Origin of the sequence: Acetobacter pomorum, from assembly GCF_002738225.1 — a bacterium.
Taxonomy (GTDB): Bacteria; Pseudomonadota; Alphaproteobacteria; order Acetobacterales; family Acetobacteraceae; genus Acetobacter; species Acetobacter pomorum.
The window spans coordinates 1-14,604 of record NZ_PEBQ01000212.1 but is presented as its reverse complement, the minus strand read 5'-3'; the positions used below and the strand labels follow the sequence as shown (position 1 = coordinate 14,604).

Here is a 14,604-nt window from a genome sequence, read left to right as displayed (position 1 = left end):
TTATTTCATGCACAAACACGCACAGACTCATTTTGATTGATTTTAAGGAGAGCAGATGTTGGCTCCGGAGACCAGCGCCTACCGCGATGCCATGGCCCGGCTTGGCGCAGCTGTGAACATTGTTACAACAGGAACGCTGGAAAATCCTGTAGGGTTTACCGCATCCGCTGTATGTTCCGTAACTGATTCGCCCCCTACACTACTTGTGTGTCTAAACCGTACAAGCCGCGCCAGACAGGCGTTTCATGAAGGAAGCGCATTATGCGTGAATGTGCTGGCTTCTACCCAGAAAGAGCTTTCCAATCTTTTTGCAAGCCCCAACTCCATGCAAGAACGCTTTGCCGCAGGGCATTGGACTGCATTGGCAACCGGCGCGCCAGTGTTGGAAGAGGCCGTTGCATCGTTTGACTGCAAGATCAGCCAGATTGTAGAAGTGGGAACACATAGCGTGATGTTTGGAGCGGTACAGGCGATCCGCACCCATGAAACAGCCCACGGGCTTGTTTATTTCAACAGAATGTATCACGCTCTTCCTATACCCAGCCTTAAAGGCACAAAATAAAGGTATTGAAGCATGTCAGAGGATTATCATGATGATTTTCCCGTAAAAGGAGATCCCGACTACGTTCCGTTTATTACCTTTAAAGCGCTTATTATTATGCACGTTGCGCTTTTGGCTGCTATTGCGCTGTGGACTTGGCTGGATTGGTCCTGTGCAACCTAAAGCATGCATACCCCTATTTTAGCGACCTCGCAGGCGGCAAAATAAGGTGGCTGTTGTAAACACGCTGCCTCCCAAGATGGCAATCCAGAATGTTGTTGGGCAATTGGTATACCATGCCAACACAAGGCCCAACCAACCTTCCAAAAGTGCAAGCAATGTTGCAATACCCATCCCCTGCAGGGGTGCAAAACCCATACGCAAACTGGCTGCTGCAGGTGCAATCATAAGGGTAAATACCAGCAACACCCCGGTAATCTGGGCACATTGCGCTGTGGCCACAGCAACAATTACAAGAAAAAGAATATCAAGCAGGCGCAGATTAACACCTCGCGCTTCCGCCTGTTCTGGTTGAAGCGATGCAAAAAGCAGCGGCCTTGCCACAATTGCCAAGCCCAGCAAACATGCAACGGAAAGTGCCCCCAACCAAACCAGCATGGAAGGCCCGATCCCCAGAATATCACCAAAAAGTAGCGCCGTGGCGGAACTGGCAGAATGGGTTAGAAAATGCAGACATAACGCGCCAATGCCCATGGCAACAGAAAGTACAAGCCCAATTGTAACGTCCCGGCCTACCAGTCTGTCTCCAGCCATGCCTATGGCAACACCCCCACCAACAGCACCCAGCCCCAAGCCAAGCAAAGCTGGTTGCCCAAGCAAAAGAGCTGCCGCAGCCCCCGCAAACCCGACGTGAGAAAGGGCGTGGCTGGCAAAACTCTGCCCCCGCAAAACAAGAAACCACCCCACAGGCCCGCAGACTAATGCCGCCAGAAAGGCAGCCAAAAAGGCCGTGCGCATAAATTCATAGGCAAGCATTCAGGCACCATGCCCCACACACATGCAGGACTGAAGAGAGGCACCTCCGCCTTCCGCTACAACAAATAATCTGTTACCTGCCCTCACCACCTCAACTGGCGCTCCATAAAGTGCACTCAGTGTCTGTGTTGTCATCACATCTTCCACACGACCCAGAACGGCCTTGCCGTGCGCCATATACAGAACATGATCCATCAGCCCCATAAGTGGATTTATATCGTGGGTGGACATCAACACTGTCATACCTCTGGCTTGTGCCAATGCATAAATACGTTCAGCCGTTTCACGCATTCGCGCTGGATCCAAACTGGCCAAAGGTTCATCAAGCAACAAAATACGGGGGTTATCCAATAATGCCTGCGCCAGCATAAGCCGCTGCCTTTCTCCCCCAGAAAGAGAACCTACGGGGCAAGATGCCAGATCTTGTGCATCTACTGCGGCTAAAGCGGCATCAATATCCGTCCGCGCCTTTTCGTTATAAAAGGGCAAGCCCCATTTCCAGCCCTGCTGTGCTGCCGCTACCATGCTCCAGCCACTAAGCTGTGCTGCTACCATACCGCGTACCTGTGGCATATACCCTATAGACATGCGGCCTTTTTGCGTGGGTTGCCCTTCTATCCAAATCTGACCGGCAGAAGGTTTTTCCAACCCCAAAAGAGTTCTGAACAGTGTTGTTTTGCCTGCGCCATTTCCGCCCAGAACACCTACAAAACTACCCGCTGGAATTGTAAAACTGATATTGTCCAGCACAGGCCTTTGCTGGCGCAACAATGTGACACCAGACACTTGTACAGCAGCAGACGACATTACTGCGCAACACCCAATAAATGCCCAATTTGGGTAAGTGTTGAGCTGATCCATATCTGCCAATGGGTACCTTGTGGCATAATTTCTGCCAGTGGCAAAATGGGTATATCTGCCTTATGTGCCAGATCAATCAAACGTTTACTGGCAGGTTCTTCCACCTGCACATTATAGGCAAGTAGCTTTAACTTTCTCTGCGCAAGGTCCTGCTCAAATGCCGCAACAGCAATAGGCGGTGGTTCAACATCGTTCATAATTGCTATCTGGAAATCATTTTCTTTCATATCCAATCCAAGATAGCGGGCCAGCGGCGTAAACAGCGGTTCTGTTGCAGCTACAGCCATGCCCTGCACATGTGGCCGCAATGCTAATGCCTGGGCCTGCACACTGGCTATATCTGCCTGCAATTTCCGAGCCCGCTCAGCATATGCTTTTGCGTGTGCCGGGTCTGCCTGCTCGCATGCCTTTTCAAACCGTTGCGCAAAATCTGCCACGGCATTTAAATCATACCATAAATGCGCATTATCTCCTTCATGCCACCCCGCCCATGCATCTGCACGCACATAATGGGCTTGGGGCAAAGCAGATGCCTGCACCAGGTGGTCCATCCACGTATCGTATCCTGCACCATTGGCAACAACCAGCGTGGCATCTGCCACACGGCGGGCATCATCCGGTGTTGGCGCATATAAGTGCGGATCAACCGCAGGGGAAACAAGTATGGAGGACACATGCATATCTGGCTCTGCAATTTGTGCTGCCAGATCTCCCCATGTGTTTTCTGCTGCCACAACAGATAATGCATGTGGTGCCGCATATCCCACCTTCATGGTTGCGAAACCGAACACCGCTCCGATACCCAGCAATATCGGGCACAAAATACCCTTTGTTTTCCCCAACCCCATACCCATTATCCTGACGTGCCTGAATACAATGTAATATTATTACATTTCTTCACCCACACGTCACCTCCCTTTGGACACAAATTTGGTCTTCACCTATGGAGTAAGTTACGCTAGAAAACACAGAGAACGGATGATGAACATGCCCCGCCCTACATCTTCTTCCCCAACGCCACCTCATAGTTTTTCCGCGCATATTGAGCATCAGCTCGACAAAGCCACGGCATTATGTACCCAACAGGGGGCACGTATGACAGCCCAACGCCGTGATGTACTAGGCCTTATTCTTACCCATGCGCACCCTGTTGGTGCCTATGATCTGCTGGAAGAGCTTAAAACGGCGGGGCGGCGTCCGGCTCCTCCTACAGTCTATCGGGCGCTGGATTTTCTGCTTGAACACGGTCTCATCCACCGTATTGAACGTCTTTCCGCCTTTATTCCCTGCACCAATTTGCGGCATTGCTCCCATACGCATGAACACTCAGAAGCATGCCTGCACACAGCTCAGTTTCTTATTTGTCGCGATTGCAAAACTGTGACGGAAATCGCAGATACAACGGTTCTGGAAACACTAAAACACATTTGTAAAAATGAAAATTTTGTAATCCAGAGCACGTCTGTGGAAGTAGAAGGGATATGCGCCCATTGCGCAGCCAAACACTCTGCAACTCATCCCTCAAAAGAGATATCCTCTCAAGGTGCATAATGGGTCAGCGTCGCTTTTCTTCCTTACAGGATGTGTTGCCGGGAATAGTCTTACCAGCAACAGAAGAAAAACGACATAAACGCCCTTTAAAACAATGCAAGATTGTACAAAACTCACGCACCGATAAAGAAAAAATACAAACGGATTTGTTTTCTCTTCCGCTTCTTCCACCGTTACGGACACGTTTTTTACCAGATGAAATACGGTTAACGCGTATATCCTCGTTAGCTGCGACCTGTTCCAAGGAAACAGACGATTTTCTGTATCATGTTGCAGATGCCCCTATGGCTTCTCTGTTTTTGCAAGAAGGGCTTCCGCTCAATACACGCCACCCACTCATGCTAACAGAGCAGAATGGTCTTGGTGCATGGCTGTCCAAAATAGCCAATTACGATCCGGGTGATTTTTCTGAGCCAGCCGTTATTCTGCGTTTACGCCGGGTTATGGTAGAAGATGCGCTTGAACCCGACCCTGACCATACCGCAGAATTTGCAAGTAGATGCTATTTGCTAAGCGGCAACTCTTTTTAATTAAATAACAGGCAGTAATCATGACACAGGATGTGCTTCTGGCAGAAGCAACACGCGGCAACCTTATTGAATCTCGCCATTATGGTGCAATAAGTGTTGTTGATGCGCACGGTAAAACAGTTTTTGCCGCAGGGGATGTTTCCACACCAATTTACCCCAGATCAACCGTAAAATCCTTGCAGGCACTTCCATTATTGACAGAAGGTGCCGCAGACAAACTTTCCCTCCCCGATGAAGCTCTGGCTTTGGCATGTGCATCCCATCAGGGGGAGCCCGCACATACTGCTGTTGCCGCAGACATGCTGGGCCGTGTAGGAATGGATTACACCGCTTTAGAGTGTGGCGCACACTGGCCCTTGGATGCACGCAGTGGTCGTGCCCTTGCCTGTGCAGGAGAAGAACCCACAACTCTGCATAACTGCTGTTCTGGCAAACACGCGGGCTTTGTTTGTCTGGCATGCGCCACAGGCCAAAACCCGGAACATTATATTCGGCCCACGCACCCTATTATGCAAAAAATTGCCCATACCTTGGCAGAAGTAACAGGTGTTCCGCATACAGATGCAAACAGGGGCACAGATGGATGTGCCATTCCCACATGGGCTATTCCACTTTCTGCTCTGGCTTTGGCTTTTGCACGTTTTGCAACAGGCACAGGGTTAAGTGCAGATCAAGCAAATGCGGCCAAACGTTTGCGCACGGCACAACTTGCTCACCCTTTTATGGTGGCTGGCACTGGTGAGTTTGATACTGTTGTCATGCAGGCCTTAGCACCACGCGTTATAACAAAAATGGGCGCAGAAGGTGTGCGGACAATTGCATTGCCTGAAAAAGGCCTTGGTATTGCCATCAAATGTCGTAATGGCAGTGTTCAGGCGGCTGAAGCCGTAGCCGCAGCTTTAATTGCGCGCTTTAACCAAGAAGATCATCCTATTTTAGCACACTACATGCGTAGAGAACTAAAAAATTGGAATGGGAGTGTGGTGGGTGAGTTCAGGGTATCTTCCAACCTCGCGCCAGAACAATTTCCTTCTGTCGCCAGCTCATAAAACATGTATTAAAAGACACTGAATATTTTTTAACATTACAATATGTCGAAAAAACAAGGCCCATTCCGATACAATACGGAATGGGCCTTGTTTTAAAACAACACTCTTTTATCTGAAAAATACCTTATCCAGATAAAATATTTTTATGCTTTAGGATCCTCGTGTCGTCCGGCGTGTTGTTCTGGCTTTTGTTTTGCGGGAAGCAGATACTTTTGCCGCAGCTTTTTCAGCCTCGGCTTCTGCTGCCAGACGTTCATACCGCTTGCGACGACGTTCTTCTTGTACAATACGTAGCTTTTCTACAGCTGAAAGCTTCTTTTTATCTACGGGTTCCACCACCCGCACAGTCCGCTTACGTGTAGCCGGTGCAGAAGCGCTACGTGCGGAAGCTGTTGTTTTTGTGCTGCGTGTTGCGCGTGCAGGCTTTACTTCTTCTGCCTTGGCGGGTTTTGCGGCCTTGCGTGTTGCGGCAGCCACCGGCGCTTTGGTCGCACGTGTTTTTCGGGTAACGCGTGCGGGCGTTTCTACACTTTCCTCTACCTTGGCTTTCGTGCGGCGTGTTACTTTAGTTGCCTTAGGTGCAACCTTATCTTCTGTTTTAGCGGCTGCCGTTTTTTTGCGCACAGCTTTTTTAGGCGCAACTGGCGTTTCTTCTACCTGCTTTTTAGGTGCAGCCTTCCGCACATACGCACGACGCGGCTTGGGAGCTTCAGGCTCTACCTCAAAATCAAAAAGTTCTTCTACTTCGGTAATTTTTGCACGGGGTGTGCGCTTTTTAGGTGTTGAAACAGCAATTTTGCGTTTGGAAACTGTTTTACCCGCAGCAGATTTTCGGCTGGTTCTGGTTTCACTCATTCTAGCTCCTTTTCAACCTCCTTTAAAAAAAAGGAGATACAAAAACAAAATTTTTAAACCACAAAAATTTTTCGACTGACACATGCCCCCGCAAAAACGGGAACACCCTTGAATTTTCATTCTACATAACAAATGCTATAGAAAATGCAAAAAAATACTTCCAAATTCAAAGATATATTTTGCTATTCCTGTCTATTTACCTCAAAATTGTTCTAAATACGTTCTCAAAAATTTCATATGCTTCTCACATATTGCTCAAACCAACCATTCATCCTTATATCTCAGATGCAAACCCTTCTTCTCACGGAACACCCTTCATGAAAATCAATGGCACCTCCTATCGCAGCGTATGGGTTGATGAAAAAGACCAGTGGTCTATTCATATTTTCGATCAGACCCGCCTGCCTTTCGCTCTGGAAATTCTACGACTGACAACCGCACAAGACGTTGCCCATGCCATTACCAGTATGCAGGTACGTGGTGCGCCACTTATTGGCGCTGTTGCTGCTTATGGTCTGGCATTGGCATTACGCGCGGACAATAGCGATACCAGCCTTGAACAGAATGCAGCCATGCTTGCCGCAACACGGCCTACCGCCATAAATTTGCGCTGGGCTCTTGAAAGAATGCTAAATACGCTGCGGCCCATCTCCCCAGAAAACCGTGTGCAAGCGGCCTATGCAGAGGCTCTGCTTATCTGCAATGAAGATGCCACCCAGAATGAAGCTATTGGCAGGCATGGTCTTAAACTTTTGCAAGATCTTGCCCACAAAAAAGAAAGTGGACAGCCCCTGAACATTCTGACCCATTGCAACGCTGGATGGATTGCCACTGTAGATTGGGGCACAGCTTTGGCGCCCATTTACATGGCGCATGATCTAGGTCTGAAGGTTCATGTATGGGTAGATGAAACACGCCCACGCAATCAGGGCGCGGCCCTTACCGCGTGGGAATTGGGCAGCCATGGTGTGCCGCACACTGTTATTACAGATAATGCAGGTGGCCATGTCATGCAGCATGGTCTGGTTGATATTGTTATTGTTGGCACAGATCGCGTTACCCGTAATGGAGATGTGGCAAACAAAATTGGTACGTATCTAAAAGCTCTGGCCGCACAGGATAATCAGATACCTTTTTGGGTTGCACTCCCCTCTACAACCATAGATTGGCGCATTACCGATGGCATCCGTAATATTCCCATTGAAGAAAGGGCCGCATCCGAAGTGACACATGTGCACGGACGTCTGCCTGATGGAAAAATAGGCTCTGTCCAAATTACTCCAGATAATAGCCCAGCAGCCAACCCGGCATTTGATGTCACACCTTCCAGACTTGTTACGGGGCTGATTACGGAAAAAGGCTGCTGCCCTGCCACAGAAAACGGTCTGCTTGGCCTTTTTCCTGATCACGCATAAATGGCATTTTGCATACCGCTATCCTGCATGGTGGTATGCAGCCTGCATGGCTTGACGCAGGGAATAACTATTAAATAAGCAAAACCATATGCATGCGTTTGCACAAGGCGCCGTGCTTCATGGATTTTTCCAGAAAGGGTTACCATGTCAGAAACCATTGAAACACCCACAACGCAGTTTCTGACTGCCCATGGCATTGCCTTTACCTTGCAGGATTATGACTATGTGTCTGATCCGGGCAAAATTGGCCTACATGCTGCCGCAGGTATTGGTATCGACCAGAACAAGGTTTTCAAAACCCTGATGGTTGAAATTGATAAAAAGCAGATTGTTTGCGTCGCCATTCCTGTTCATAAAAAAATGGATCTGAAAAAAGTGGCAGCCCTATTTGGGGGGCGCAACGCACGTATGTTGGGCGCAGAAAAAGCCGAGGCTCTAACAGGTTTTAAGGTGGGTGGCATCAGCCCGTTTGGTGCCCGCACACAAGTACCCGTTGTGCTGGATGAAAGTGTTCTCAAACTGGATACACTTTATATTAATGGTGGCGGCAGAGGTTTGGTGGTGGCTCTTAAACCAGCAGATGCCATTAAATGCGTAAACGCCCGCACGGCAGATGTAACCGTTTCTGCCACCTAATATCAGAGACGCAAAAAGGAAACAGGAGCAGCACAAAAACACAAACCCTCTTCCACCCAGAACAACAGACGCTTATTGCTATGTTATTCAGACTTCCGACCAATGGTTGTCTCGCGCTCCGGATCTGCCGGAGAGTTGTTCTGGTATGGAGACGAGATTGTCACGCAAGCTTACCGTTGCCCTGCTGGGTCCTTTGTGTCTGGCAGCGTGTGCTACCCAACAACCGCAGCCTGGCGCACGCCCAACTCCAAGTGCTGCCACCACAAACACTTGGAATACAACCAGTAGCGGCTACGGCTATGGGGGTCATGTACCTGATTTTGCCACCCGTAATTTTGAGCCTTTCAACCGGCAGGATGTAGTCGGCATTGCCATGCGTGAATGGCGCCTGTTTGGAAACCCGGTGAATGATGATGACCCCGAACAGCGCCCCGAACCACAAGTTGCTTCCGTAAAACCAGAACGCGCCCCCGGCCTTTGGGAACGTGTTGGAGAATACTGGTGGATTGGTATGGACCCGGACATGACCGAAACATCATGGACCGGCAAACACGATGCTAACGGACGGCTGACAGATTTTGTGCATGATGGATCCTACGCCTGGTCCGCTGCCTTTATTTCCTACGTTATGCGCGTAGCTGGGGCTAACAGCCGCTTCCCGTATTCTCCCAACCATTCCACTTACATCAATGCTGCCGCTTCTGGGCAATCTCCTATCCTGCGAGCGCAAGATCCAGCAAACTACACACCTAAACCCGGTGATTTAGTGTGTGTGGCACGTGGCCGCAGCAAAGATACCATCCGATTCTCCAGCCTACCCACTTCCTACGGGTTCCCGGCGCATTGCGGCTTTGTTGTTGCTGTTGGCCAGAACGGACAACCCTTTGGCCGACAGATCAGCATTATCGGTGGCAATATTGATGATGCAGTTGCCCTGACACACATCCCCACCGATACCCAAGGGCGTCTCGCCTCGCCTGATGGCCAGAGTTATGATTCACGCTATCCATGGGCCACAGTTCTGGAAGTGCTTTACGATGCAGAACAGGAACCCACAGCAGGCCAATAAAAGGCTGTGTCATTTCTCATGCCCTCTCTGCTTGTCCCTATGGCAGAATTTTCAGGCAAAGCATGATATAATCCAGCCAATATATTATATGTGACAGCATAAGGTGTAACCAAATGACTGAAAATGCCGTTTCCACCCCTCATCCCGGCTGGACCACGCTTTCCGCCGATATGCCTGGCGCGGTAGGTGGAACCCCATTGGTACGCCTGCGTAAAGCATCGGAAGCCACAGGGTGCGATATTTACGGCAAGGCCGAGTTCATGAACCCAGGTGGGTCCGTTAAGGATCGGGCGGCACTGGCTATTATTGAAGATGCCGAACGCCGTGGCGTGCTCAAGCCTGGTGGCACCATTGTTGAAGGCACGGCAGGGAACACAGGCATTGGGCTGACACTGGTTGCCAATGCGCGTGGATATAAATGCGTGATTGTAATGCCTGAAACCCAGAGTCAGGAAAAAATCGGCTTTCTGCGCATGATTGGGGCAGATCTTCGCCTTGTGCCAGCCAAACCCTACCGTGATCCAGGCAATTATGTGCACGTTTCACGCCGTCTTTCTGAAGAAAATGGGTGGGTTTGGGCCAATCAGTTTGACAACACTGCCAACCGCGAAGGCCACCGTGCCACGACTGCCCCGGAAATCTGGCAGCAGATGGGCGGCAAGGTAGATGCCTTTACCTGTGCCTGCGGCACCGGTGGCACGCTAGCTGGCGTTGCTCTGGGCCTGCACGATGCTGCCAAACGCGATGGCGTAACTGCCCCCCGTATTGTGTTGGCAGACCCGGAAGGCTCCGGCCTGTATGGCTGGGTTAAAAACAATGATCTGTCTGTTTCTGGCTCTTCCATCACAGAAGGCATTGGCCAATCTCGTGTAACAGGCAATTTGGAAGGCGCGCCTATTGATGACGCCGAGCGGATTCCAGACCCCGAAGCACTAGAAATTATTTATAGCCTGCTCGGTGAAGAAGGCCTTTCCGTTGGCGGATCTTCTGGCATTAACGTGGCCTCTGCAATCCGCACCGCACGCAAACTCGGTCCGGGTCATCGGATTGTCACCATTCTTTGTGATGGGGGCGCACGTTATGAATCCAAACTGTTCAACCCAGAATTTCTGCGGGCAAAAAATCTGCCAATCGCACCTTGGCTGAACAAGTAAGATATTTAGCAACAAAGCAACAAAAAAGGCCGGGGCTTAAAAGCCACCGGCCTTTTTTATGATGGGGACCTTATTCCCACTCAATAGTGCCCGGCGGCTTGGATGTGATGTCATACGTTACGCGGTTAATCCCACGCACTTCATTGACAATGCGTCCTGCAACACGGGTAAGGAAGCCCATGTCAAACGGATAGACATCGGCTGTCATACCATCCGTGCTGGTTACGGCACGCAGGGCACAGGCCTGATCATACGTGCGGCCATCACCCATAACGCCCACAGTGCGCACAGGCAGCAACACAGCAAAAGCCTGCCAAATGGCATCATACAGCCCAGCTGCACGAATTTCTTCCAAAAAGACAGAATCCACCTTACGGAGGAGATCCAGTTTTTCCCTCGTGATGTTACCGGGAATACGAATGGCCAGACCCGGGCCAGGGAACGGATGGCGCCCTACAATAATTTCGGGAATACCCAGCTCACGCCCCAGATCGCGCACTTCATCCTTAAACAGTTCGCGCAGCGGCTCAACCAGCTTCATGTTCATCCGTTCCGGCAAACCACCCACGTTGTGGTGTGATTTGATGGTAACAGATGGCCCACCCGTAAAACTAACGCTCTCAATCACATCCGGATAAAGCGTACCCTGCGCAAGAAACTGTGCGCCACCCAGTTTTGTGGCTTCTTCTTCAAACACTTCTACAAACAGGCGGCCAATGGTTTTGCGTTTGATTTCCGGGTCTGTAACGCCTTCCAACGCTTTCAGAAAAATGTCCGATGCATCACGGTGCACAAGCCGGATATTAAACTGCCCACGGAATGTCTTAATCACCTCGTCAGCTTCACCAGCACGCAACATGCCATGATCCACAAAGATACAGGTAAGCTGATCTCCTATGGCTTCATGGATCAGCACGGCAGCCACTGAAGAATCCACACCACCGGACAGACCGCAGATAACCTTGCCATCTCCTACCTGCTCACGAATCCGGGCAATTTCCATTTCGCGGAAACCAGCCATCGTCCATGTGCCGGAACAACCTGCAACATTATGCGTAAAGTTTTTGAGCAGTGCTGCACCGTGCGGCGTATGCACAACCTCCGGGTGGAACTGCACGCCATACAGGCGCCGGCCCTCATCTGCGATAACCGCAAACGGGGCACCTTCACTCACAGCAACAGTACGGAAACCAGGGGGAAGTTCCACCACACGGTCACCATGGCTCATCCACACCTGTTCACGTCCACCACGTGCCCATGCACCACGGAACAATGCGCAATCTTCTACAATATCAACAAAGGCGCGGCCGAATTCACGGTGATCTCCGCTTTCAACCTGTCCACCAAGCTGTTTGCACATGGCCTGCTGGCCGTAGCAAATGCCCAGCACCGGCACAGCCATTTCAAACACAACATCCGGCACGCGTGGCGCATCCGGATTGTTTACACTGGCTGGACCGCCAGAAAGAATAATACCACGAGGCGCAAACTGGCGAATCCGTTCAGCATCTGCCGTAAACGGCCAGATTTCACAATACACACCACTCTCGCGCACACGGCGGGCAATCAGCTGTGTAACCTGACTTCCGAAATCCAGAATCAGAATACGGTCATGGTGCAGGGATTCATCCAGCTTGGAAGGCGAAACAGGCGGGGTGGCATCAACAGACATGAACTACAGGTCTTTCTGATTTCAGTGCCAGAACTGGCTTTTCTTAGGGATGTGCCGCCACATATTGGGCTGCACGGGCTCTCTTACAGGCGGATATAAAGCTATGCTGTCATGCCGTCACCCTAAAAACCAAAAAGGTGTGGGGCTCCGCTGCCAATGATCTGCCTTGCCTGTGCCATACACTAGGTACAGATTACCAAACAAATCAGGAGTTTTTGCATGAAGCACACACGTTTTTCCTGTTGGTTAAAATATGCTGCAGGCACATTGGGGGCTTTGGTCTTGTGCTGCACATCCGCCCATGCCGCCAAGCAACCCCCATCCGCTGAGGATGACCCTTACGGAGAATGGATAGGTACATTAGTGCAGGATAAAGGAGAAAACTGCCCTGTTAACGGCACATCTCTTATGCAGATTGAGCCAAAACGCATGATCTTTGTACCAGAAATGGGCACGCTTATTCTGCGCGGCATTCCTGACAAGGACAAACAGCATTACCATGCCCAGCTTATTCTGAAAGATGCCAAAAACCAGCCTTTACCCATGGTGTTTGAAGCCCACCCTGCAGGCGATGCATTTGAAGGAGTATATGGCACGCCCGAATGCCGCGCGCATGTCACACTCCATCGCCCGGCAGATCGCGGCTGGAAAAACTTCCTTGGAAATGACTAACAAAAAAATTTCACTTTTTTCCATTTTAGGGGTTGCCGACCTGCCCGCCCTCGGCTAAATACCCACCCACGGCGCACCCGTAGCTCAACTGGATAGAGCACCAGACTACGAATCTGGGGGTTAGGAGTTCGAGTCTCTTCGGGTGCACCATTCTCTTTCCTAAGTAAATTCGAAATTAGCATTTTGGGCTGTTAGAGCATTTTTGCTTTGCGGAGTGACTGGCAGCCATTGCTTTACGCTGGCATGGCAGAGGCTTTTCCCACCGCTGTTTCTTTCCTGCTTTCAAAACCATAGCAGTCCTCACCCTCTCTTCCCATTGATCTCATAGTCTCAACAGGTCAGCCGTAGAACGCGCTAACTGCCTAGCTTGGTTTCTTAGCCTCTGTGCATCAGATACGCTGACCACTTGAGAAATGAAGAAAGTTTTCCACCATAGTGTTATCGTGCCAATTTTTCGTATTACTTTGTTGAATATTCTAAATTGTAACCGCCGGTAAAAGCAGATCACTATACAACTTACGATAGCCTTAAATTTTGCTATTCTTGTTTTTCTAATAGATCAGTTTGGTTTGTCACGGATCTTTACAAGCCTATATGGCTTAATGACTCCATAACTATGCATCGTATTCGCTATATGCGCATGCCTCAAACGTCAGCACATTGTCCAACGCTCTTTTTACAAATTGCCGCTTCTACGCATACAGCGAATACATTCTAATCCCTTGTAAAACCTTTGCTCCTAGGCACCCAATTCAGTGATCCGCACTATAGCATCACGCTTGAGCTCATCACTGATAAGATGCCTATAAAATCAATTGCGAGAGTTTCTTACTTCTTCCAAATAATTTTTCATATCAAGATGCTTTGCCGGAGCGTTCCAAAAATGCACAAATCCTTTTGGATTTTTGGGATTTAACTCAAACATCTCTCGGATTACTGGTAACCCGTCTCCTCCTATCTGTGTACATTTTGTAACTGGATCAGGACTGAAATCTTTCATTTTGTATAGAACATAATTGAGAACACTTTGATCATAAAATGGAATACTATCTCGGCCATTTTGCGCTGTATACAAACACAGGCAACGATAAGCGGCGGCAAGGTAACGCCCATGATTTTTCATATTAGGAACAAGTAATAAGCCACCATTAAAGCCATTTACATCATCAATATCGTAAGGATCTTGCTCATAGAGTGTGCCTCCATTATGTGCAGATTCTTTAAAATTTTTATGAAATTGCTCTATTTGCGCACTGCAGTAACGTGACTGCGCCCCTTCACGCAAAAATTCCTCAATGGGGCGATCAAAAACAATATCTGCATCAGAATATAAAATAGGCTGATATCCCTCCAAAGCCGGAGAATCAAAGATAGCTAAACGCGCACCGACGAAATCAAGTTGATCTTTAGCGCACATAGATATGATATGCGTGCGCGATTTATAACAATCTGGAATAATTGCATTAAGTTCATTCACATCAATATCGGTGATAAGAAAAATATCTCCGTGATAATTTCCCGGATTAGCGAGACTAGGGCCTGTTAGCACTTGATCCAGTCTGCGGCGGCAGCGATGTGGATGACCGCGAGGAACGAGGTTGCT

At 49.5% G+C, this 14,604-nt stretch carries 16 protein-coding genes and 1 tRNA gene; 11 read left to right on the top strand and 6 right to left on the bottom strand.

Going from position 1 to position 14,604, the window contains the following annotated elements:
- The first annotated feature begins 55 nt into the window (after positions 1 to 55).
- Both CSR02_RS15960 and CSR02_RS16710 read left to right on the top strand, forming a co-directional pair.
- Complete coding sequence (locus CSR02_RS15960; RefSeq protein WP_042788333.1) at positions 56 to 562, top strand: flavin reductase; 507 nt, start codon at positions 56 to 58, stop codon at positions 560 to 562.
- 12 nt (positions 563 to 574) lie between these two features.
- The gene (locus CSR02_RS16710; RefSeq protein WP_167384177.1) at positions 575 to 724 is read left to right on the top strand and encodes a hypothetical protein; all 150 of its coding nucleotides are present in this window, start codon (positions 575 to 577) and stop codon (positions 722 to 724) included.
- 18 nt (positions 725 to 742) lie between these two features.
- Here the strand turns inward: CSR02_RS16710 and CSR02_RS15955 are convergent, their stop codons facing one another.
- From CSR02_RS15955 to CSR02_RS15945, 3 genes are read right to left on the bottom strand one after another with little or no spacing between them, the layout of a single operon-like run.
- Positions 743 to 1,537, bottom strand: coding sequence for a metal ABC transporter permease (locus tag CSR02_RS15955; RefSeq protein ID WP_099542343.1), 795 nt, complete (start codon positions 1,535 to 1,537; stop codon positions 743 to 745).
- Positions 1,538 to 2,344, bottom strand: coding sequence for a metal ABC transporter ATP-binding protein (locus CSR02_RS15950; protein WP_099542342.1), 807 nt, complete (start codon positions 2,342 to 2,344; stop codon positions 1,538 to 1,540).
- The gene (locus tag CSR02_RS15945; protein ID WP_244177075.1) at positions 2,344 to 3,246 is read right to left on the bottom strand and encodes a metal ABC transporter solute-binding protein, Zn/Mn family; all 903 of its coding nucleotides are present in this window, start codon (positions 3,244 to 3,246) and stop codon (positions 2,344 to 2,346) included. Before CSR02_RS15945 ends, CSR02_RS15950 begins: the two co-directional genes overlap by 1 nt.
- Before the next feature lie 130 nt (positions 3,247 to 3,376).
- On the opposite strand from CSR02_RS15945, the gene CSR02_RS15940 reads away from it, so the two are divergent.
- From CSR02_RS15940 to CSR02_RS15930, 3 genes are all read left to right on the top strand, one after another.
- Positions 3,377 to 3,949 carry a Fur family transcriptional regulator gene (locus CSR02_RS15940; RefSeq protein WP_099542340.1) on the top strand — a complete coding sequence of 191 codons (573 nt, stop codon included), beginning with the start codon at positions 3,377 to 3,379 and terminating at the stop codon, positions 3,947 to 3,949.
- A gap of 284 nt (positions 3,950 to 4,233) precedes the next feature.
- A complete protein-coding gene (locus CSR02_RS17135) occupies positions 4,234 to 4,479 on the top strand; it encodes a hypothetical protein (RefSeq protein WP_244177072.1) in 246 nt (81 codons plus the stop codon).
- Positions 4,480 to 4,499: 20 nt separating this feature from the next.
- A complete protein-coding gene (locus CSR02_RS15930; RefSeq protein WP_099542339.1) occupies positions 4,500 to 5,528 on the top strand; it encodes an asparaginase in 1,029 nt (342 codons plus the stop codon).
- A gap of 150 nt (positions 5,529 to 5,678) precedes the next feature.
- On the opposite strand, the gene CSR02_RS15925 is transcribed toward CSR02_RS15930, so the two are convergent.
- Positions 5,679 to 6,383, bottom strand: a complete 705-nt coding sequence (locus CSR02_RS15925) for a histone (protein ID WP_099542338.1) — start codon at positions 6,381 to 6,383, stop codon at positions 5,679 to 5,681.
- A gap of 317 nt (positions 6,384 to 6,700) precedes the next feature.
- Here CSR02_RS15925 and mtnA point away from each other — a divergent pair, with 317 nt between their 5' ends.
- From mtnA to CSR02_RS15905, 4 genes are all read left to right on the top strand, one after another.
- Complete coding sequence (mtnA, locus tag CSR02_RS15920; RefSeq protein ID WP_099542379.1) at positions 6,701 to 7,798, top strand: S-methyl-5-thioribose-1-phosphate isomerase; 1,098 nt, start codon at positions 6,701 to 6,703, stop codon at positions 7,796 to 7,798.
- 144 nt (positions 7,799 to 7,942) lie between these two features.
- Positions 7,943 to 8,434 (top strand): Cys-tRNA(Pro) deacylase, encoded by a 492-nt coding sequence (ybaK, locus tag CSR02_RS15915; protein ID WP_099542337.1) that lies wholly within the window; start codon positions 7,943 to 7,945, stop codon positions 8,432 to 8,434.
- Between the two features lie 145 nt (positions 8,435 to 8,579).
- On the top strand, positions 8,580 to 9,503 hold the full coding sequence (locus CSR02_RS15910) for a DUF2272 domain-containing protein (protein ID WP_099542336.1): 924 nt from the start codon (positions 8,580 to 8,582) through the stop codon (positions 9,501 to 9,503).
- A gap of 113 nt (positions 9,504 to 9,616) precedes the next feature.
- The gene (locus tag CSR02_RS15905; protein WP_099542335.1) at positions 9,617 to 10,657 is read left to right on the top strand and encodes a cysteine synthase A; all 1,041 of its coding nucleotides are present in this window, start codon (positions 9,617 to 9,619) and stop codon (positions 10,655 to 10,657) included.
- Between the two features lie 70 nt (positions 10,658 to 10,727).
- On the opposite strand, the gene guaA is transcribed toward CSR02_RS15905, so the two are convergent.
- Positions 10,728 to 12,329 (bottom strand): glutamine-hydrolyzing GMP synthase, encoded by a 1,602-nt coding sequence (guaA, locus tag CSR02_RS15900; RefSeq protein WP_042788347.1) that lies wholly within the window; start codon positions 12,327 to 12,329, stop codon positions 10,728 to 10,730.
- Positions 12,330 to 12,548: 219 nt separating this feature from the next.
- Here guaA and CSR02_RS15895 point away from each other — a divergent pair, with 219 nt between their 5' ends.
- Together CSR02_RS15895 and CSR02_RS15890 are read left to right on the top strand one after the other, a co-directional pair.
- Entirely contained in the window at positions 12,549 to 13,001 is a 453-nt protein-coding gene (locus tag CSR02_RS15895) for a hypothetical protein (protein WP_042788349.1), read from the top strand.
- Positions 13,002 to 13,074: 73 nt separating this feature from the next.
- Positions 13,075 to 13,151: transfer RNA gene (locus tag CSR02_RS15890), tRNA-Arg, on the top strand.
- 661 nt (positions 13,152 to 13,812) lie between these two features.
- On the opposite strand, the gene CSR02_RS16705 is transcribed toward CSR02_RS15890, so the two are convergent.
- The coding region (locus tag CSR02_RS16705) for a glycosyltransferase family protein (RefSeq protein WP_167384176.1) at positions 13,813 to 14,604 on the bottom strand (792 nt) is incomplete at its 5' end.